The sequence below is a fragment of the Achromobacter sp. Bel genome (assembly GCF_012928505.1).
In the GTDB taxonomy this organism is placed as follows: domain Bacteria; phylum Pseudomonadota; class Gammaproteobacteria; order Burkholderiales; family Burkholderiaceae_B; genus Achromobacter.
In genome coordinates, this window is record NZ_JABBJN010000037.1 from 16299 (window position 1) to 34638 (window position 18340).

At 65.9% G+C, this 18340-nt stretch carries 20 protein-coding genes; 5 read left to right on the top strand and 15 right to left on the bottom strand.

The genetic code is table 11. The features are described from left to right. Nucleotides 1–91 precede the first annotated feature (91 nt). Nucleotides 92–706 (top strand): glutathione transferase GstA, encoded by a 615-nt coding sequence (gstA, locus tag HG262_RS21145; protein ID WP_169272890.1) that lies wholly within the window; start codon nt 92–94, stop codon nt 704–706. Here gstA and HG262_RS31205 read toward each other — a convergent pair. The 3 genes from HG262_RS31205 to HG262_RS21155 are packed head-to-tail and all read right to left on the bottom strand — an operon-like array spanning nt 690 to nt 2027. After that, nucleotides 690–887 (bottom strand): hypothetical protein, encoded by a 198-nt coding sequence (locus tag HG262_RS31205; RefSeq protein ID WP_348984410.1) that lies wholly within the window; start codon nt 885–887, stop codon nt 690–692. The genes gstA and HG262_RS31205 overlap by 17 nt on opposite strands. Further along, the gene (locus HG262_RS30865; RefSeq protein WP_211187637.1) at nt 800–1078 is read right to left on the bottom strand and encodes a TonB-dependent receptor; all 279 of its coding nucleotides are present in this window, start codon (nt 1076–1078) and stop codon (nt 800–802) included. Before HG262_RS30865 ends, HG262_RS31205 begins: the two co-directional genes overlap by 88 nt. 31 nt (nt 1079–1109) lie before the next feature. Further along, nucleotides 1110–2027: a LysR substrate-binding domain-containing protein gene (locus tag HG262_RS21155; RefSeq protein ID WP_169272891.1), complete on the bottom strand. Its 918-nt coding sequence runs from the start codon at nt 2025–2027 to the stop codon at nt 1110–1112. A gap of 103 nt (nt 2028–2130) precedes the next feature. Between HG262_RS21155 and HG262_RS21160 the strand changes: the two genes are divergently transcribed. Beyond that, nucleotides 2131–2880, top strand: a complete 750-nt coding sequence (locus tag HG262_RS21160; RefSeq protein WP_169272892.1) for an SDR family oxidoreductase — start codon at nt 2131–2133, stop codon at nt 2878–2880. An 11-nt stretch (nt 2881–2891) separates the two neighbouring features. On the opposite strand, the gene HG262_RS21165 is transcribed toward HG262_RS21160, so the two are convergent. Both HG262_RS21165 and HG262_RS21170 read right to left on the bottom strand, forming a co-directional pair. Then, nucleotides 2892–3677 carry a HEAT repeat domain-containing protein gene (locus tag HG262_RS21165; RefSeq protein WP_169272893.1) on the bottom strand — a complete coding sequence of 262 codons (786 nt, stop codon included), beginning with the start codon at nt 3675–3677 and terminating at the stop codon, nt 2892–2894. Continuing rightward, a complete protein-coding gene (locus HG262_RS21170) occupies nt 3674–4213 on the bottom strand; it encodes a MarR family transcriptional regulator (RefSeq protein ID WP_211187633.1) in 540 nt (179 codons plus the stop codon). Before HG262_RS21170 ends, HG262_RS21165 begins: the two co-directional genes overlap by 4 nt. Before the next feature lie 144 nt (nt 4214–4357). Between HG262_RS21170 and HG262_RS21175 the strand changes: the two genes are divergently transcribed. Continuing rightward, nucleotides 4358–4855 (top strand): DUF6882 domain-containing protein, encoded by a 498-nt coding sequence (locus tag HG262_RS21175; RefSeq protein ID WP_169272894.1) that lies wholly within the window; start codon nt 4358–4360, stop codon nt 4853–4855. A gap of 7 nt (nt 4856–4862) precedes the next feature. After that, nucleotides 4863–6149, top strand: a complete 1287-nt coding sequence (locus HG262_RS21180) for a hypothetical protein (protein WP_169272895.1) — start codon at nt 4863–4865, stop codon at nt 6147–6149. An 18-nt stretch (nt 6150–6167) separates the two neighbouring features. On the opposite strand, the gene HG262_RS21185 is transcribed toward HG262_RS21180, so the two are convergent. From HG262_RS21185 to HG262_RS21210, 6 genes are all read right to left on the bottom strand, one after another. After that, the gene (locus tag HG262_RS21185) at nt 6168–6662 is read right to left on the bottom strand and encodes a hypothetical protein (RefSeq protein WP_169272896.1); all 495 of its coding nucleotides are present in this window, start codon (nt 6660–6662) and stop codon (nt 6168–6170) included. A gap of 59 nt (nt 6663–6721) precedes the next feature. Continuing rightward, nucleotides 6722–8254 carry a glycine betaine/L-proline transporter ProP gene (proP, locus tag HG262_RS21190; RefSeq protein WP_169272897.1) on the bottom strand — a complete coding sequence of 511 codons (1533 nt, stop codon included), beginning with the start codon at nt 8252–8254 and terminating at the stop codon, nt 6722–6724. Nucleotides 8255–8306: 52 nt separating this feature from the next. Continuing rightward, nucleotides 8307–10274 (bottom strand): TRAP transporter large permease subunit, encoded by a 1968-nt coding sequence (locus tag HG262_RS21195; protein ID WP_169272898.1) that lies wholly within the window; start codon nt 10272–10274, stop codon nt 8307–8309. Further along, nucleotides 10274–10897, bottom strand: a complete 624-nt coding sequence (locus tag HG262_RS21200) for a TRAP transporter small permease subunit (protein WP_169272899.1) — start codon at nt 10895–10897, stop codon at nt 10274–10276. The genes HG262_RS21195 and HG262_RS21200 overlap by 1 nt, the downstream gene beginning before the upstream one ends. 88 nt (nt 10898–10985) lie before the next feature. Continuing rightward, nucleotides 10986–12110, bottom strand: a complete 1125-nt coding sequence (locus HG262_RS21205) for a TRAP transporter substrate-binding protein (protein WP_169272900.1) — start codon at nt 12108–12110, stop codon at nt 10986–10988. Between the two features lie 192 nt (nt 12111–12302). After that, nucleotides 12303–13796: a PLP-dependent aminotransferase family protein gene (locus HG262_RS21210; protein ID WP_248293443.1), complete on the bottom strand. Its 1494-nt coding sequence runs from the start codon at nt 13794–13796 to the stop codon at nt 12303–12305. Nucleotides 13797–13884: 88 nt separating this feature from the next. On the opposite strand from HG262_RS21210, the gene HG262_RS21215 reads away from it, so the two are divergent. Continuing rightward, nucleotides 13885–15594, top strand: a complete 1710-nt coding sequence (locus HG262_RS21215; RefSeq protein ID WP_169272901.1) for an NAD(P)H dependent flavin oxidoreductase family protein — start codon at nt 13885–13887, stop codon at nt 15592–15594. Here the strand turns inward: HG262_RS21215 and HG262_RS21220 are convergent. The 4 genes from HG262_RS21220 to HG262_RS21235 form a co-directional block, all read right to left on the bottom strand. Then, a complete protein-coding gene (locus tag HG262_RS21220) occupies nt 15584–16327 on the bottom strand; it encodes a dienelactone hydrolase family protein (protein ID WP_169272902.1) in 744 nt (247 codons plus the stop codon). The two genes, HG262_RS21215 and HG262_RS21220, sit on opposite strands and share 11 nt — an antisense overlap. Before the next feature lie 106 nt (nt 16328–16433). Then, a complete protein-coding gene (locus tag HG262_RS21225) occupies nt 16434–17240 on the bottom strand; it encodes a helix-turn-helix domain-containing protein (RefSeq protein ID WP_169272903.1) in 807 nt (268 codons plus the stop codon). Nucleotides 17241–17257: 17 nt separating this feature from the next. Next, entirely contained in the window at nt 17258–17629 is a 372-nt protein-coding gene (locus tag HG262_RS21230; RefSeq protein WP_169272904.1) for a hypothetical protein, read from the bottom strand. A gap of 45 nt (nt 17630–17674) precedes the next feature. Beyond that, complete coding sequence (locus HG262_RS21235; protein ID WP_169272905.1) at nt 17675–18307, bottom strand: glutamine cyclotransferase; 633 nt, start codon at nt 18305–18307, stop codon at nt 17675–17677. Nucleotides 18308–18340: the final 33 nt, after the last annotated feature.

The following is an 18340-nucleotide window of genomic DNA, read 5'->3' on the forward strand; positions in this document are numbered from 1 at the left end:
CCTCTACTTATGTCATATTTCTAAAAAAGTAATTTTACCGATGCTTTGCACAGCCTCAAGCTGGGCATCCTGTTGACCCCGGAACCCACCCATGAAGCTGTATTACGCCCCCCACACTTGCTCGCTGTCGCCGCACATCGTGCTGCGCGAACTGAGCCTCCCCTTCACGCTGGTGCGTGTGGACAACCAGACGAAGCGCACCGCCGACGGCGGCGACTTCCTGGCCATCAATCCCAAGGGGTATGTTGCCGCCCTGGAATGCGGCGACGGGCAGGTGTTGACCGAAGGCCCGGCCATCGTCCAGTATCTGGCCGACCTGAAGCCCGAGGCCGGGCTGGCGCCGCCCAACGGCAGTTGGGCGCGCAGCCGGCTGCAGGAATGGCTGAACTTCATCAGCACCGAAATCCACGGCGGCTTCGGCCCGCTGTTCAACCGCGACCTGCCGGCCGCCGCAAGGCGCTGGTGGCAGGCGCGGCTGGAAAAGCGCTTGGACTACACGGCGCGCCACCTGGACGCAGGCCCGTATTTGCTTGACGACCGCTTCAGCGTCGCCGACGCCTACCTTTACACGGTGCTGCGCTGGGCGGTGTGCTTCGACATTGACCTGGCGCGCTGGCCCGCCCTGGCGGCCTATATGGCCCGGATCGCAGGACGGCCCAGCGTGCAGGCGGCGCTGGCGGCTGAAGACGCTACCAGCGGTACGTGACACCCGCCATCAGGCTGCGCGCCTTGCCGTAGTAGCAACCGAAGGAGTAATTGCAGATGGACACGTAGTTCTTATCGAACAGGTTCTGCACAGTCAGGCTCGCGACCATGTCGCGCAGCGCGGGCGACACCTGCGCCAAGTCGTAGCGCAGCGACCCGTCCACCACCGCGAAGGACCGCACGCCGCCGCTCTGGACCTCGTAGCCGGGCGCCCGCTGAACGCGCTGTCGTTGCGGCGCGTCCGGGTGTTGGCCAGCAGGTCCTGGTTGTCGATCCTGGCCCAGTCGTAGCGGCCGCCCAGCGTCAGCACGAACCTGTCCAGCTTGACCTGGTCTTGCAGGTACAGAGGTCGCTCCGCCCCGCCACCCGCCATTCCCCCGTTTGCAACACTCACACAAAATGGCTCAACGGAAAACGTCGATGCCGCGCATCAGCGCTTGCGCCATCCTGGGCTGGCGCAGTTCGTCCAGCCACCATTGCAGCGCCCTGCCCTCATGCCCGCCGCGCCACGCCAGATACAGCAAGTTCGGCTCGCGCGGCGTCTCGGTCGCCTTTTCCACCAGTTCGCCGCGCGCCAGTAGCGACGCCACGCGATGGCGCGGCACCCAGCCCACGCCCAGGCCGTCGCGCTGCGCGAGGATCTTGGCGCGCATGCTGGGCACCGCCAGCACCGCCTGGCCTCCCACCCGTCCATAGGCGCGAGCCGACGCGCCGCGAGCCGTATCCGCCACGACCACGGCCCGGTGCTGCTGGATCTGGTCCTGGCGCAAGGGGGCTTTGGTCCTGGCAAGCGGGTGGTGGCGCGATACGGCAAACAGCCACTCCATTTCGCCCAGTGCCGCCCACTGCAGATTCGGCATAGACTGGGGTTCGTTCGTCGCCCCCACGATCAGGTCAGCCCTGCCTTCCCGCAGCGCTTCCCAGGTACCGCCCAGCACCTCATGCGCAAACCGCAGGGCCACCCCCGAATCCAGATCGTCGAACGCCTGGATCAAAGGCGACATCAGTTCGAATTCCAGGATCTCGTCGCTGACGATATGCAGCCGGTCTTCCCAACCGCTGGCCACCTGCTTGACGCGTTGCGTCAGGCGCGACACGTCCAGCATCAGCCGGGCGGCCTCGTCCGCCAGCAACTGGCCCGCCGGCGTCAATTGCAGCCGGTAGCGGCGGCGATCGAACAGCAGCGCATCGAACCGTTCTTCCAATTGCCGGGCCGCGTGCGACACCGAAGACGGCGCCCGCCCCAGTTTCACCGCCGCGCGCGACAGGCTGCCGCTGTCGCGGATGGCTTCCAGCAGCGCCAATTCATTCACCGTCAACATGTGCGATTCCTTCGAACGTGTTCGCCCGAAAGATCGTACGACAAAGCGCCGCCCTCGGCGCACTATGGCTACACCTTATCGAACGACTCCCAAGGAGATCACCATGAACCGTTTTGAACAGAAGACCGTCCTGGTCACCGGCGGCACCAGCGGCATTGGCCTGGCGGCCGCGCAGGCTTTCGCGGCCGAAGGCGCCCGCGTCATCGTCACGGGGCGCGATGCCGCCGCCCTGGAAACCACCCGCGCCACGCTGGGCGCGCGCGCCGTGGCCATCCAGAACACCGCCGGCGCGCCCGGCGCGACAGCGGCCCTGGCCGACGCCCTGAAAACGGCCGGCATCCGGCTGGACGCGGTCTTCGTGAACGCCGGCATCGCCAAGTTCGCCACGCTGGCCGAGGCCACCGAAGACCTTTGGGACCAGACTTTCAATACCAACATCAAAGGGGTGTTCTTCCAGCTGCAAGCCTTGGATCCGCTGTTGAACCCGGGCGCCTCCATCGTGCTGAACGGGTCGATCAACGCCCACATCGGCATGCCGGCGTCATCCATCTACGCCGCCAGCAAGGCCGCGCTGATTTCCTTGGCCAAGACGCTATCAGCCGAACTGCTGCCCCGCGGCATCCGCGTGAATGTGGTCAGCCCGGGCCCGATCTCGACGCCCATCTACGGCAAGCTGGGCCTGGACGCCGAGGCCCTGGAAAAGACCGCAGCCGGCATCCAGGCGCAGATTCCGCTCGGCCGCTTCGGTACGCCGCAAGAACTGGCGTCCACCGTGCTGCACCTGGCCGCGCCGGAATCCGCCTTTATCGTCGGCACCGAGATCATCGTGGACGGCGGGATGAGCCAGCTCTGACACCGATGCCGCTACGCCCCGATCGAACGCAATGCGCGTTTGCAGATGCGCTCGGTCGCGGCGGCGGGCTTGCCGGCCAGCCACCGCGCGCAGACGGCGCGCACCCAGGCTGGCTGGTCCTTGCTGGCGTCGTTCAGCCAGTTGGCCACGGAATCCTGCACATAGGCCGCCGGATCGGCACGCAGCGGCTCCAACAACGGCAACGCGATGGCCGGGTCCGACTTCAGCGCCGCGATGTGGGCGCACCAGACTCCGCGTGGACGCAGGGATTCGCTGGCGAAACGGCGCACACGCTCGGACGGGTCCTGGGTCCACGGCCGCAGGGCCTGTACCGAAGCCTCCAGGTCGTCGGCCAGGCGCGGGCGCAGCGCCAGCCACGCCCATTCGCGCACGCCGAAATGGGCGTCGTCCGCCAAGGGGCGAATACGGTCCAGGCGCGCTTGCAATGGCAGGTCCGGCTGCGCGCCGACCATGAAGCAGGCCCAGCCGCGCACGGTGTCCGATTCGTGCGTCCTGAATTGCGCATCGGACTGCGGACCGACGTAGTCGCCCAGGAGACGTGCCGCCACCGCCATGCGCTTGGAAATGCCGGTAGCGGCTTGCGCGCGCATCTGCGCGAGGGCTTCGGCGCCGACTTCCGGCGCAACAGCCTGCATCAATGCCGCGAAATCCACCGCCAGGCATTCGGTCAGGGTGGTGGCGGGCGCGCCCGCGTTCAACTGCGCCAGTCGGGCGGCGCTGATGTCCTTGACGCCGCGGCCAGAGGCTTTGGCGGCAGGCGATGCGGTCCGGGTCATTGCGGCTCCTTGCGCAACGCGGCGCGGCCGGTGTCGGTGCCTACCCACACACGCGCCAGCAGATCGCTTAACCGAGCCTTGTCCGAAGCGGCCAAGCCCCCGAACAGGGAACCGATCCAGTCCGCGTGTTCCTTGAACAGCTTCGCCGCCACCGCCTTGCCCTTGGCCGTCAACGTCACCACTACCCTGCGGCGATCCAACTGGCCGGGTTCGCGCAGCACGAAGCCGTCGCGTTCCAACCCATCAAGCAGGCCGGTGATGGTCGCGCGCGTCACGCCTGCCCCGTCCGCAAGCTGATGGGCAGACAGGCCATCCGCCTGCTCGTGCAACAGGAACAACAGCACGAACTTGCCTTCCGACAACTGCTGCGGAGCCAGTCGTGCCGCGCAATCGCGGTGGATGGCGTTGGCCAGCGACAGCAACTGAAAGCACAGGCCGATGTCGTCGGCCGAGGCCAGCCCGCGGCGCGCTGCCTCGTCCAGCAGCGCATGGTGTTTCGGTTCAAGCATGGGCGGCGTGCGCACAACGTCGGACATGGGCGTCTTCCTGTTCTTCAATTCAACGGCATATAGTAAGGCACCTAATTAGTTGTAAGCAAACTGCCCGTGCTTAGACTGATGGCCGAAGTCTGGCCTGATCTGCCCTATCATTCCGGCTTCCCATTCACGGAACCACCCAGCATGTCCGACACCACCCAGTCCTTCGACGTCCAAGCCTTCATCGCCCAGAGCCTGGAGGGCATGCAGGCCGCCACCGGCGCGCATTGCGCCACCTGGCACCTGGACGAGGCCGAGCAATGGTCGGTGGACATGGACAGCGCAAGCATCGTCTTCCAATTGCCCGGCGGCATCACCGCGACGGCGCCCGTGCAGATTGTCGGCACGTCCAACAGCGCCGACAGCAGCTTCCTGTGGGGGTGGGATCACCCCTCCGTGCCCGCCGAACTGTCCGAACACGCGCAGCTGGCGCTGGCCTTTGGACGCGCGCACGGCCTTCCCGCCTACACCCATCGCAAGGTCCAGTGCGACGACGCGCTGGCCTGGGAGTTCACGGCCGTGGCCATGCGCCTGGGCGAAGCCACCGGCACCTATCGGGCCCAAGCATCCGAAACCGCCTATGTGTGGATGACGTTCGGGCAAGTGACCTTGTCGGCCGCATCGGGCCAACCCGAAGACTGATCGCCCCATGATCCCCTTCCACCTGCCCCGTTCCACCCTTGGCGCCGTCGCGCTGACGCTTCTGGCGCACGCCGGCAACCTGGCCCACGCGGCCCCGCGCACCGTGTACACGGGCACGCTGCAAGGCGTGGGCGACGTGGTGATGGAACTGGACAGCCGGCCGGGGGAAAAAGGCATGCTGACCGGCCGCTACTTCTATCCCAAGCATGGCGTCGACATTCCGTTGAAAGGCACGGCGCAGGCGCTGGTCGAACCGAAGACCTTCCAGGCGCTTGTCGACGCCGGCAAGGACCCGGAAACGGACGAGCTGGCGACGATTGCCGCCGCCACCTGGCAAGGCAAGCGCGACGCGAACGGATACACGGGGCAATGGCGCGACGCGCGCAGCGGCAAACCGCGCAGCTTCACCTTGCGCCGCGTCGCCGAATACGATCCCGAGGCGTCGGCGCCAGGCAGCGTGCAGGCCGTCAGCAATGCGATCAGCGGCGGCGTGGGTAGCGGCATCGACGTGAACGTCGGCATCAATGCCGAAACCGCCCCCTATGAAACATTGAAGCTGGCCGGCCATGCCGTGCCCGTCGGCCAGGACAGCGGCAGCGGCCCGGTCGCCTATCGCATGTGGCGCGACCCCCGCACGCAATTCAGCTACCCCCGGCTGAGCCGCCACCCGGACCCGCAAATCGCCAAACGCGTCAACGCCTTGCTGGAACAGCGGCACTGGCAGATGAGCCTGGCGGCGCTGGCCTGCATGGCGTCGATCTACACCGACGGCAACCCGGCCGCCGGCACGCTGGGCAGCTACGACGAGGAAGCCATCACCGTGCAATGGCTGTCCACGGCGCTGATGACCGTGACGGAATCAGGCAGCCTGTACTGCGGCGGCGCCCACCCCGACAACCATTTCGAGCCCTACACCTTCGACCTGCTGCGCGGTGAATACCTGGACTGGAACCGCGTGTTCGATGCCTACGCCCCCGGCGAGAACGGCTGGCGCAAGGAAAGCCCCACGCTGCTGGCGCTGATGGAAAAAGCACGCGCGCCGCTAGCCGCCGCCAAGGGCAACACCCAAGGCGACGCCAAGGGTGAGGCGGAAGACGATTCCTTGGGCAGCTGCTCGGATCTATGGCCCAGCTATCTGGCCTTGGGCACGGAATCGCCGGGCATGCTGACCCTGTCGATTTCCGGCATCGGCCATGCGATGGGCGTCTGTCTGGGCACGCATGCGACAGTGCCCTTCAAGGACCTGACGCCCTATCTGGCGCCCGGCGGCCAGGCGTACCTGGTCACCGAATAGCCAAGACGGCCGGCAGGTTCAACGCTTGCCGAAATCCTTCTGGCTGAAGTCCGTCTCGCCGCGGTAGCCGTACATCCGGGAAACGGCCTGGAAATCCTCGGGCGCGAAACCGGTCCACGAATAATTCCGGACATTTTTCTTGGTCTTGGCGTTGCGCACGTAGAACGACAACGCGGCGCGCTGCTCCGGCAGGTTCACGGCCTTATGCAGCGACGGCACGAACTCGTACTCCGAGGTGGCATAGCGTTTCTTGACGCCCAGCAAGGTATGGACCGTGATCTCGTTTTCGGTGAACGCATAACGGTTCACGAAGACATAGTCGCGGCGGATGATCAGAAACGCGATCAGCCCCAGCACCACCGTCGACACATGGAAGACCGTCGAATTGATGCTCCGGTCCACCGTGAACCGATAGACGTAATTGAAGACCAGCGCCAGCAGACCCACGCCGATGACCAGCTGCCCCAATTGCGAAAACAGCCATTTCGGTTTGTTCTGGATGTTGGCGATCATCGGTCGTCTCCGTGACAGGTTGCGGGATAGGCAAGGCCCCGAAACCCGGGGCCGGCCGATTATTCCAGGGAAGGATGACGGTCCGCAAGCCGTTGGCGCCGCTGCCGCAAGGCCTCCAGTTTTTCTTCCAGCGCCGCGATCTCGGTGTCGACGTCCTGCACGCTTTGCTCGATCGTTTCGTACGCCTCCTGCAGCAGCACCTTGGCTTCACGCTTGCTCGACGCATTCGGCGTGTCGCCCCGTAGTGGCCGGTTTGCCGTTTCGGGCAGGAAGAATGACGTAATCAGCCCGATCGTGGCCGCGACGATCAGGTAGTAGGCGGGCATCATCAGATTCCCGGTTTCCTCGACCAGCCACGCGGCAAGCGTCGGCGTCAGGCCGGCGATGATGATGGCGATATTGAATGAACTGGCCAGCGCGCTGTAGCGGATGCGCGTCGGGAACAGCGCCGGCAGGGTCGAAGCCATGACGCCGGTCAGGCAGTTGAGCAGCACCGCGATGCACAGCAGGCCCAGGAAGATCAGCCCGGTATTGTCGCTGCCCACGAATTTGAAGGCCGGCACCGCCAGCACCAGCAGGCCCAGGCTGCCCGCCAGCAGAAAGGGCTTGCGGCCCACCTTGTCGCTGGCGAAACCGACGACCGGCTGCACGAACAGCATGCCGATCATGACCACGATGATGATCAACACCCCGTGCGCTTCGGAATACCCGAGACTGCTCGTCAGGTAGGTGGGCATGAAGGTCAGCAGCATGTAGTAGGTGATGTTCGTCACCAGCACCATGCCGATGCAGATCAGCAGCGCCTTGCGGAATTTGGAGAAGATCTCGCGGAACGACACCGTAGGCCGCTCCTGCACGGCATCCTGATCTTCCTTCTCCATTTTTTCAAGCTGTTGCGTGAACGCGGGTGTCTCTTCGGCAGCGTGGCGCAGATACAGGCCCAGCAGCCCCAGTGGCCCCGCCAGGAAGAACGGCAGCCGCCAGCCCCAGTCCAGGAAGGTCTGCTCAAGCAGGATCGTCTGCAGCAGCACCACCAGCCCGGCACCCAGCACGAACCCCGCGATCGAACCAAAGTCCAGCCAGCTGCCCAGGAAGCCGCGTTGCCGGTCTGGCGCGTACTCAGCGACGAAAATCGCTGCTCCCGTGTACTCGCCGCCTACTGAGAAGCCCTGCGCCAGCTTGCACGCCAGCAGCAGGATCGGCGCCCAGATGCCGATGGATTCGTAGGACGGGATCAGTCCGATGCAAAAGGTACTGATCGCCATGATGATGATGGTCAGCGACAGCACCTTCTGCCGGCCAAACCGGTCGCCCATCACGCCGAAGAACAGCCCGCCCAACGGCCGGACCAGGAACGGCACCGAGAAGGTGCCCAGCGCCGCGATCGTCTGGACCGCGGGCGACGCATCCGGAAAGAAGACTTTGCCCAGAGCGAAGGCCACAAAGCCGTACACGCCGAAGTCGAACCATTCCATGGCATTGCCAAGCGCCGCGGCCGTCACGGCCTTCTTCAGCTTGGAATTGTCGATGACAGTGATGTCGCCGATCTCCAACGGCCGTGCCTGTTGCGATGAAGCGGGGGTGGATGTCATGAGTCAGCTTCCCGTAGTATGTCCAGGATGGTGCTGACAAAAGCATACTCCCCTACCGGTACAGCACCGTCGGCAGCCACATCCCTATCCCCGGGAACATGTACAGCAGGAAAATGGCCACCACCTGGATCCCCATGAACGGCATCATGCCCAGGAAAATCTGGTTCAGCGTCACATGCGGCGGCGACACTCCCTTCAGGTAGAACGCAGACATGGCGACGGGCGGCGACAGGAACGCGGTCTGCAGGTTCAGCGCCACCAGCAGGCCGAAGAACAGCGGATCGATGCCGAACGCGTTCAAGAGCGGCACGAAGATGGGCATGAAGATCACGATGATCTCGGTCCATTCCAGCGGCCAGCCCAAGAGGAAAATAATGACCTGGGCCAGCAGCAGGAACTGGATGGGCGTCAGGCCCAGCGACAGCACCCAGTCTTCGATAATGCGCTGGCCGCCCAGCAGGGCGAACGCGGCCGAAAAGATCGACGACCCCACGAACAGCCAGCACACCATCGCGCTGGTCTTCGCTGTCAGGAACACCGATTCCCGCAGCACCGGCAGGTTCAGCCGCCGGTACGCCAGGGCCAGCAACGCCCCGCCCATGGCGCCCATGGCCGCCGCTTCGCTGGGCGTGGCCAGGCCGAAGGCGATCGAGCCCAGCACCGCCGCGATCATGACCGCCAGCGGAAAGAACGACGACATCAGCATCTTGAAGATTTCCAGCCGGGCCCAGGTCAGCGCCGCGTAGAACACGACCAGCATCGCCGCACACACCGCGACGAATATCCAGAACCCTTTGGGCGCTGGAATGGACTGCGCGGCGGCTGCGCCAGCTGCGGCCGGAGCGGCGGCGGCGCCTTGACCAGGGGCCGCCGATGCCGCTGGCGTGCCCGGCGGTTCGGACAGGCTTGAGGCGCCAGCGTCCGAAGAAGGCGGTTCGGCCAATTCGCCCGAGGGCGGTTCCGCCAGGCCGCCGACGTCGGGCTCGCTCAAGCCCGAACCCGTATCAAAGCCGCCCGACCCGAGCTGCAATTCCGCGGGGATGTCGTACACCACCTGTGGCCGCGTCACCCCGTGGTGCACCACGGCCACCAGCAACAGGGTCACGGCCAGCGGCGCCAGCGCGGTCGCCATATTGCGCAACAGGAAACCGAAGGGCACGTCGCGGTTGCGTCGGCCCTTGAACAGGGCGGCCACCATGCCGGACAGGGCACGCGTGTAGCCCGCCGCGGCCAGCGCCCGGGTCTCGGGCGGCAGCGGCACGCCACGCTCGTTCACCGGCAGCGGCGGCGCCATGTCCGGACGCAGCTTGGCCACCAGCACCACGTACAGCACGTACAACGCCGCCAGCATGATCCCGGGGAACAGCGCACCCGCGTACAACTGCACCACCGACACCCCGGTCGTTGCGCCATACACAATCAGCATCACCGACGGTGGCAGCAGGATGCCCAGGCAACCGCCCGCCGTGATAGCCCCCGCCGTCAACCGCACGCTGTACCCGGCCTTCAGCATCGCGGGCATGGCCAACAGGCCCATCAGCGTCACCACCGCCCCGACGATGCCGGTCGCCGTGGCGAAGATCGCGCAGGTGGCCAGCGTGGCCACCGCCAGCGCGCCGGGCAGGCGCGCCAGGGCCAAGTGCATGGACCGGAACAGTTTTTCGATCAGGTTGGCCCGTTCGACCAGATACCCCATGAAGACGAACAGCGGAATCGAGATCAGGGAATCATTGGTCATCGTGGCGTAGGTGCGCTGCACCATCAGGTCCAGCGTCTGCCCGATGGAACGCCCCGCGTCCGCGCTCTGCATGTAGTAGGCCAGGAAGGTGAACAGCACCCCCATGCCCATCAACGTGAACGCCGTCGGGAAGCCGAGCATGATCGCCACGACGATCAGCGCCAGCATCAGCAGGCCGATATGCCCCGTCGTGAGATCGCCCCACGGCGTCAGGAAGGCGATCATCAGCAACACGATTGCGATACACGACAGGCCAAACCACAACGCCTTGTGGATTTTCATCAGCGAGGCTCCCGGGGCGTCGTCACGTAGCGGTCCAATTGGGCGATGTCTTCGTCCTTCACGTGCACCATCTTCTTCAGCTTGTCCACGTCGACTTCCTCGACGTCCTCTTCACGCGACGGCCACGCGCCGCGCCGCAGGCACAGCACGCAGCGCAACACTTCGGCCACGCCCTGCAGCAAGAGGACGGCGCCCGCCACGGGGATGAACGCTTTGAAGGGATAGATGGGCGGCCCGTCGGCCATCAGCGAAGAGTGCTCGCCGATAGCGATGGAGTAACCGGCGTAATACCAGCCGGCCCACACCAGTGCGATCACCCCCGGGAAAAAGAATACGATGAAGAGAAGCAGGTCCAGCCCCGCCTGCACCCGGGGCGGCAGGAAGCCGTACAGGATGTCGCCGCGCACATGACCGTTCTTGGCCAATGTGTAGGCTCCGGCCATCATGAACATGATGCCGTAATACATCATCTGCATATCGAACGCCCAGGCGCTGGGCCGATTCAGCACATAGCGCGCCGCCACCTCCCAGCACACGTGCAGGGCCAGCACGACGATCAACCAGGCAAACGTCTGCCCGACGAAAGTGGAGATGCGGTCAATCAAGCGTATGAGTCGGATCATCGGGCATCCAGGACGAGACGCATGGCGCCGGCGGCGCACGCGCCGCCCGCTTGCCGCCCCTGGGGCCAAGCGGGCGGCCAGGCAGGCGTCAGGCCGGTTTGGTGCCGCGCGAGAAGTAGTGGTTGTAGGCCATGCGGTAGTTCACCGACACGTCCCCATGCCAACGCCCCACCCGCTCGGCGAATGCGCGCTGCGAGTCCAGCACCTTCTTGAACAGCGGGTTCTCGGCCGACCGTTTGGCAATCATCTCGTCCCAGATCTTCAGCTGCGCCTGCAGGATCGCGTCAGGCGTCTTGTAGAACTTGACGTTGTGGTCCTTCTGCAGCTTGATGTAGTCCTGCGAATAACGGTTGGCCGCCTTCCAGGACATGTCCGCGCTGCAGGCCTGGGCCGCATAGCTCAAGACGTGCTTCAAGTGCGGTGGCAAGGAGTCGTACTTGCCCTTGTTGAACAGCACTTCAAACTGCTCGGCGCTCTGGTGGAAGCTCTGCAGCATGCAGATCTTGGACACGTCCTGGAAGCCCAGCGCCAGGTCGGACGACGCGTTGTTGAACTCGGCCCCGTCCAGCAGGCCGCGGTCCAGTGCCGGCACGATCTCACCGCCCGGCAAGGCGTTCACTGCCGCCCCCATGGCCGTGTACATGTCGATGGCCAGCCCCACCGTACGGAACTTCACGCCCTTCACGTCCTCGACCTTGGTCACCGGCCGCTTGAACCAACCAAAGGGTTGAGTCGGCATCGGCCCGTACATCAGCGACACCACGTTCACGCCCATCGCCTTCTGGATCTCGACCAGCAATTCCTTGCCGCCGCCGTACTCGTGCCAGGCCAGCAGCATATTGGCGTCCATGCCGAAGGACGGCCCCGATCCCCACAGCGCCACGGCCGTGTTCTTCCCGTACCAATAGGCCACCACACCGTGGCCGCCGTCCAGCGTGCCCGCCGACACCGCATCCAGCAGATCGAACGCCTTCACCACCGCCCCGGCGGGCAGAACCTCGATCTTCAACTGGCCGCCGGCCATGTCGTTGACCTTCTGCGCATAGTCGCGCGCAAACTCGTGGAAGATGTCCGTGGCGGGCCAGGTGCTTTGGAACCGAAGGGAAACAGGCGCGTTCTGCGCCCGGGCGACGGCTGGGAATCCCATTGCGGCGACGCCTGCCGCGGCTGCGCCGGAGATGAATTTGCGGCGGGGTTTCGTGGGTTGTTGCATGGCTTGTTGTCTCCTTGGTGGACTACATGGGACAGCTTGTAGTGACTGCACCTGCATGGACACGAGAGAAACGCCTGCTGCGAGCTTCCCGGTGCCGGGACTGCGACCGCTTTGCAACTTTGTGCTGATTAAACCTTTCTGACTACGCGCTGACAATCAGCTTGTTGTCAGGAATTACCCTAGACCATTGGACTAATCCTTTCGGCCATGGCGCACCGCGGCCAGCAGTTCACGCAACAACGCCCCCTGACGGACAAGTTCGTCCTCGTCCAGCCCGCTGTAGCCGATCACCAGTCCCGCCGGCAAGGCCACGCGCCGGCAGTAGTCCGCGACCGGCTGCAACGCCAAGCCTCTTGCCCTCGCCCGATCCTGCAACGCGGCCGTATCCTGCCCGGCAGGCAGCCACCACAGGAGGTGGAAGCCGGCGTGCTCGCCGCTGGTCCGCAAGGGCTCGGCGCCCGCCGCCTGTGTCAGCAGCCGCATTACCAGGTCGCGCCGTTGGGCATACACCGCCCGCGCCTTGCGTACGTGGCGCGCAAAGCCGCCGTCTTCCACAAATCCCGCCAGCGTCATCTGTTCGATCATGCTGTTGGAACGTCCCGTCGTATGGCGCGCCCGGGCGAACGCGGCGACCCAACGCCTGGGCACCACCGCATAGCCGATCCGCAGCGCGTTGAACATCGTCTTGTTGAAGCTGCCGCAATGGATGACCCGGTCCGCCGTATCCAGGCTTTTCAGCGCCGCCAGCGGCGCGCTGTCGTAATTGAATTCGCTGTCGTAGTCGTCTTCGATGATCCAGCAATCCGCCTGTTCGGCCCACGCCAGCAGTTCCAGGCGGCGCGAGACCGGCATCGTGACGCCGGTGGGCGACTGGTGGGCAGGTGTCACGTGCACCAGCTTCACGCCGCGCTGACGGCGTGCGCGCGCTACCGAAAAGCCGTGCTCGTCGATGGCGATCGGCACGACCCGGGGCGTGAACTGGCTGAACAGCGGCATGGCGTTCAGATAGCCCGGGTCTTCCACCAGCACCTTGTCCTGACGGGTAAGCAGGATGCGGGCGCTCAGGTCCAGGCCGTCGCGGATGCCGGTCAGGATGACGACCTGATCGGCCTCGCACGAAATGCCGCGGGCGGCGCCCAGATAGTGCGCGATCTGTTCACGCAACGGCAGCCAGCCTTGGGATTCCTCGTTCGCCAACTGGCCGGGCGTGACGCGCTGCGCGCTGGCCATCAGGCCCTTGCGCCAGGTTGCCATGGGGAACAGCGATGCATCGGCGGTTCGGGCGGCGAACAGCGGTTCGAGCCGGGGCGCGGGCTGGACGGCAGAGGGGCCCTCAGGCCGCGCAGGCCTCTTGTCGGGGCCGGCAGCCCCTGGCAGGCCCCGATGAAAGAAATTGTCCGGGATGACGGCCGACACGTAGGTGCCCGACCCGACCGCGCCCGCCGTATACCCTTCGCTCCGCAATTGGTCGTAGGCGGCCTCGACCGTCGAGCGCGACACCTGCCAGCGTTGCGACAGGCTGCGCGTGGACGGCAGGCGTACACCGGAAGCCAGCGCCCCCTTCAGGATCCGCTCCTGGATTTGCCGATAGACCCAGGATTGCTTCGATTCGCCGTCGCGGGGCGACTCCTGCGGCAAGTCCAGGCTGGATTCCAATTTCTTCCGGCTGGAAAGTGGCTTGTTCATTATTAGAAATATGGCTCTATTGGATAAGCCATTCTATCGATAAATTGTGGTCTGGATGCCCTCTGCCATCCGTCACCCGGAACCTGCCATGACCTCGTCCTACACCATCACCCTGCCCCACGGCGCGTTCGCAACAGACGGCCAGGCTTCTATCCTGGATGCCGCGCTGGCCGACGGCACGCCCGTCCCGTTTTCCTGTCAGCGCGGAGAGTGCGGCTCGTGCCGGGCGCAAGTGCTGGCGGGGCGCTACGAACGCATCGCGCCGCCGACCGAGCGTTCCTATGTGCCTGCCGACGATGAATTGCTGATGTGCCAGTGCCGCGCGGCCAGCGACCTGACGCTGCGCTTTCCACACTGGACCGCGCCAGCCAAGGCGGCGCAGCCCGTGCGCGCAAGCGTGGTCTCGCGCCGTCCGTTGACGGCGGACGTGACCGAACTGATCATCGAAGTCCCCGGCGACGCATCCTTCGACTACCAGCCCGGGCAACATGTGCGTTGGCTGCTGGATGATGGCAGCCATCGCCGCTTTTCCATTGCGAATCTCCCCACCGCCGCCGGCCCGCAACGGCTGGCGTTCCACATCCGCCGCACGCCCGCCGGCACGTTCACCAACCAGCTGCTGCCCACGCTGACGCCGGGCGACACGGTGACGCTGGACGGGCCGCACGGCGCTTGCGTGTGGCCGGCCACCCGCCCCGACGGCATCGACCATCTGGTGCTGCTGGCCACGGGCACGGGCTTTGCCGGCGTGTTCCCCATCCTGATGGCGGCCCTCGACAGCCGCAGCATGCAACGCGTGACGCTCTACTGGGGCGGCCGGACGCCGCAGGATTGCTACGCCAGCGGCCTGCTGAACGCATTGCAAGGCAAGGACGGCGTCTTCCGGTGGCATCCGGTCGTGTCGGACGACGCTTACGCCGACGGGGCCAACATGCGCTATGTGCAGGACGTGGCGGCCGAAGCGGGCCACGACTGGGCGCGCACGCTGGTCTACGCTTGCGGCAATGGCGCCATGGTCCGCGCGGCGCAGGCACGCTTGCGCGCAATGGGGTTGCCGGAAGGACGCTTCCAGTCCGAAGCGTTTCTGCCTTCCGGCAACACGGGGCCGGTCGTCGCGTCCCCAGGCCAGCCGCCGCATCCCTGGGAACGCGTCAGCGAACGCTTCACGCTGGACGGCATCCTGGATGCGCGCCGGCGCTCGATGGACGCCGTGCGCGAGATCGCCGCCCTGATGACGCCCGGCATCACCACCGGCGAGGCCATCGCGCTGGCCGACCAGCATTTACAGCGCATGGGCGCGTCCCACAATTGGCATCCCACCTACATCCGCTTCGGCCCCGACTCGCAATCCCCGGCGGTGCAACCCACCGACCGGCGGCGCACGCTGGGCGAAAACGATATCTTCGTCGTCGATATCGGCCCGGTCTGGGACGGTTACGAAGGCGACTATGGCGACACCTTCGTGACCGGCGCCGACGCCGACCAGCAGCGTTGCGCCCAAGCGGCCCGCGACGTCTTCCAGCGCGCTCGCCTGGCGTGGCTGGACGGCCTGACCGGGCAAGCCCTGTATGACCTGGCCGATGTCTATGCTCACGAATACGGCTGCGCGCTGGTGCACGATATCGCGGGGCACCGGGTATCGGATTTTCCGCATGCGCTGTACGGCAAGCACCAGTTGGCGAACGCCGATTTCATCCCCGGCGACGGCATCTGGGTGCTTGAGATCCAGGTTCGCGACCTGGCCTCACCCATCGGCGCGTTCTACGAGGACGTGCTGCTGCGCCCCCTCACCGCTTGAACGCCCCGGCAAGGTGGGCGCGCATGGCCGCCCACGACCGCTCATCGGCGTTGGCGTCGTAGACGATGCCGCGTTCAGGAAACGCCGCATCCTGGAAGGTAAAGGCGTGCTGGGCATGGCCATAAGCGTGCAACTGCCAGTCTGCGCCGGCCTCGGTCAACTCGCGGGAGATCGCCAGTACATCGGCAGGCGGCGCGACCGGATCATCCCAGCCATGCAGCAGCAACACGCTGGCCTCGATGCGGCCCGGCGGCGTCGTATCCGGCGCCTGCAGCACGCCATGAAAACTGACGGCTGCCCGCAAGTGCCGAGGCGCGGCGCGCGCCAGGTCCAGCGCGCACAACCCGCCAAAGCAATATCCCACGGCAGCCATCCGCGTGGGGTCGACGCCGGGGAATGCGCCGGCCGCCTCGAACCCCGCCAATAAGCGTCGGCGCAGCAACGCCCGGTCGCGCATCAGCGGTGCCATCAGCGCCGTGTTGTCGCCCAAAGGATCGCCCCGCACGCCCTTGCCGTAGGCATCGATCGCCACGCAGACGTAGCCTAGCCCCGCATAGCGCTCGGCCAGGCGCATCGTGGGCGCGGTCAGCCCGCTCCAATCGTGCGCCAGCACAATGCACGGCAAGGGTCCCGACGCGTGCGAAGGCGCCACGGCGTAGCCCTCGAAGACAGTGTCCGAATCCGAGTAGTCGACGGCCAGCGTGCGCAAGGCTGTGGGGGAAGCATGCGGCATTCCAGGTTCTCCGAATGTAGGGAATGCCGATGGTAGATAGCGGCGGGCCGTCCGTATTGAACAAATGGGACAGGCGCAACGCGCGACGCGGGCCGAATACCTGGCGTCAGAGATAGAAGCAGGGCTCCCGCCCGTCCGCGCCGAATTGGGCCGCCAAGGCGCTGCGGCCCTGACGCGCGTAAGCGCCCGGTGTCACCCCCAGGCGACGTCGCCAGCTTCGAATCTGATGCGCCTGATCGCTATAGCCGGCGACGGGATCACCAAGCCCGGTCTGCATGCCGCGCAAGCTGTTGTGCAGCCGTTCCAGGTCAGCCAAGTCTTTCGGCCCGACGCCCAGATGCCGGAGAAACCACCGATGCAGTTGGCGTCGGTCCGTTTGCGCGGCGTGAGCAGCACACTCGACACGCCCGCCCTGCCGCAACACGTCATGCGCGGCGACCACGCGCCGGGCCTCGGGCACGGCGGGCAAGGCCGCAAGCCTGCGGAGAAGCCATTGATCCAGTCGCGCGGCAATCGCGCGCGGCCCGGCGGCAGAGTCGATATCGGCCGGCAACGAACCCGCCTGCGCATCCCCGATGAGCGCGCCCAGGTCCAGCAGACGGTCGGCGCTGCCCTCGCCCGCGTGCGGAAACAAGCGGATGAGGCCCGGCACGGTCAGCATGGCCATCACAAAGTACGTGTCGGACCACGAACGCCAGGTGCGGGCGCGCGATTGCAATCCCAGCAGGGACGCTTGCGGTACCAGCGACCCGTCCTGGGCCGCGTTCGGCCGGCCCATGTTCACGGACAGCACGGCCAGCGGGATCGGACTGGTGCGGATGGCGCGCCCTTCATGTTCGCCGGCCAGGTCCTGGATGAACCAATAGCCTTGCACCCATGCGGCCAGCGCCGCGGCCGGAGGCTGCACAAGCATGAAGCCGCTTCCGCCGTTTACGGCTTGCCCGAGCCCGGCGCCCAGTGCTGGTTCGCCAGCTTGGGATCGGGAAACGGCAATTCCAGGTTGGTTGGCGGCGAGGCCACCCATTTGCCGCCGTCCTGATAGAAATCCATCGGCGCCTCCGAGGTGCCCGCCGGCATCAGCAGCATGGTGGTGCAAGACACCCGCCCATTGTGTGACGGGTTGGGCGCGGGCAGGCAGGTGCCGATGGCCAGCTGCGACTGCTTCATGCCGGGCAGATCGTCGCCCAGCAACGTGACCACGGCGGCATGCGCCTGCGCCGGGGTCGGGACGACGAGCGGCTCGGCGTGCGCCGCGAAGCCCACCACGGCCATGCCCAAAATACCTCGCGTAGCAAGCTTCATGCGTTTCCCAGAGTGAAGTCCAGGGGCCAAGCCCCATGTCCGATTCTACCCGGGGCGCCGCACCGCCCTGACCTTGCCGCTATTGCCCCCGCCGCAGAAAAAGCGGTCCGCGCCATCCGACTCCAGGCCCGACACTCCGACACCGGCGGGCATCTCGACACACTCCAGCACGTCGCCGGTTGCGGGTTCCAGGCGACGCAATTCGCTGGCGTCGTTCTCCCAGGTGCCGTGCCAGAGCTGGCCGTCCACCCACGTGACGCCGGTGACATAGCGGTCGGATTCGATGGTGCGCAGCACGCGGCCGGTCTCGGGGTCCACCTGATAAATCTTGCGCTGCGGGTACTGGCCCACCCAGAGCGAGCCCTCGGCCCAGGCCATGCCGGAATCCCCGCCGCCGCCCGGCGCGGGGATCGTCGCCAGCACGCGGCCGCTCTTGGGATCCAGCTTTTGAATGCGCCCGTCGGCGATCTGATAGAAATGCTTGCCGTCGAAGGCCGTGCCGGCGCTGGCGGCGACGTTCAACGCGCGCGCCGTGTCGCCTGTGACGGGATCCAGCGAGACGAGTTTTTCTCCCACGGCAAACCAGACCTGGGCGCCATCGAACGTGACGCCATGCACGTTGTCGACGCCGGGGAACGGGCCGTATTCACGGAGGATTTGGGCTGGGGTTCGTTTCATGATCGCATCCTGTTCAGTAGGAGAAGTCATGCT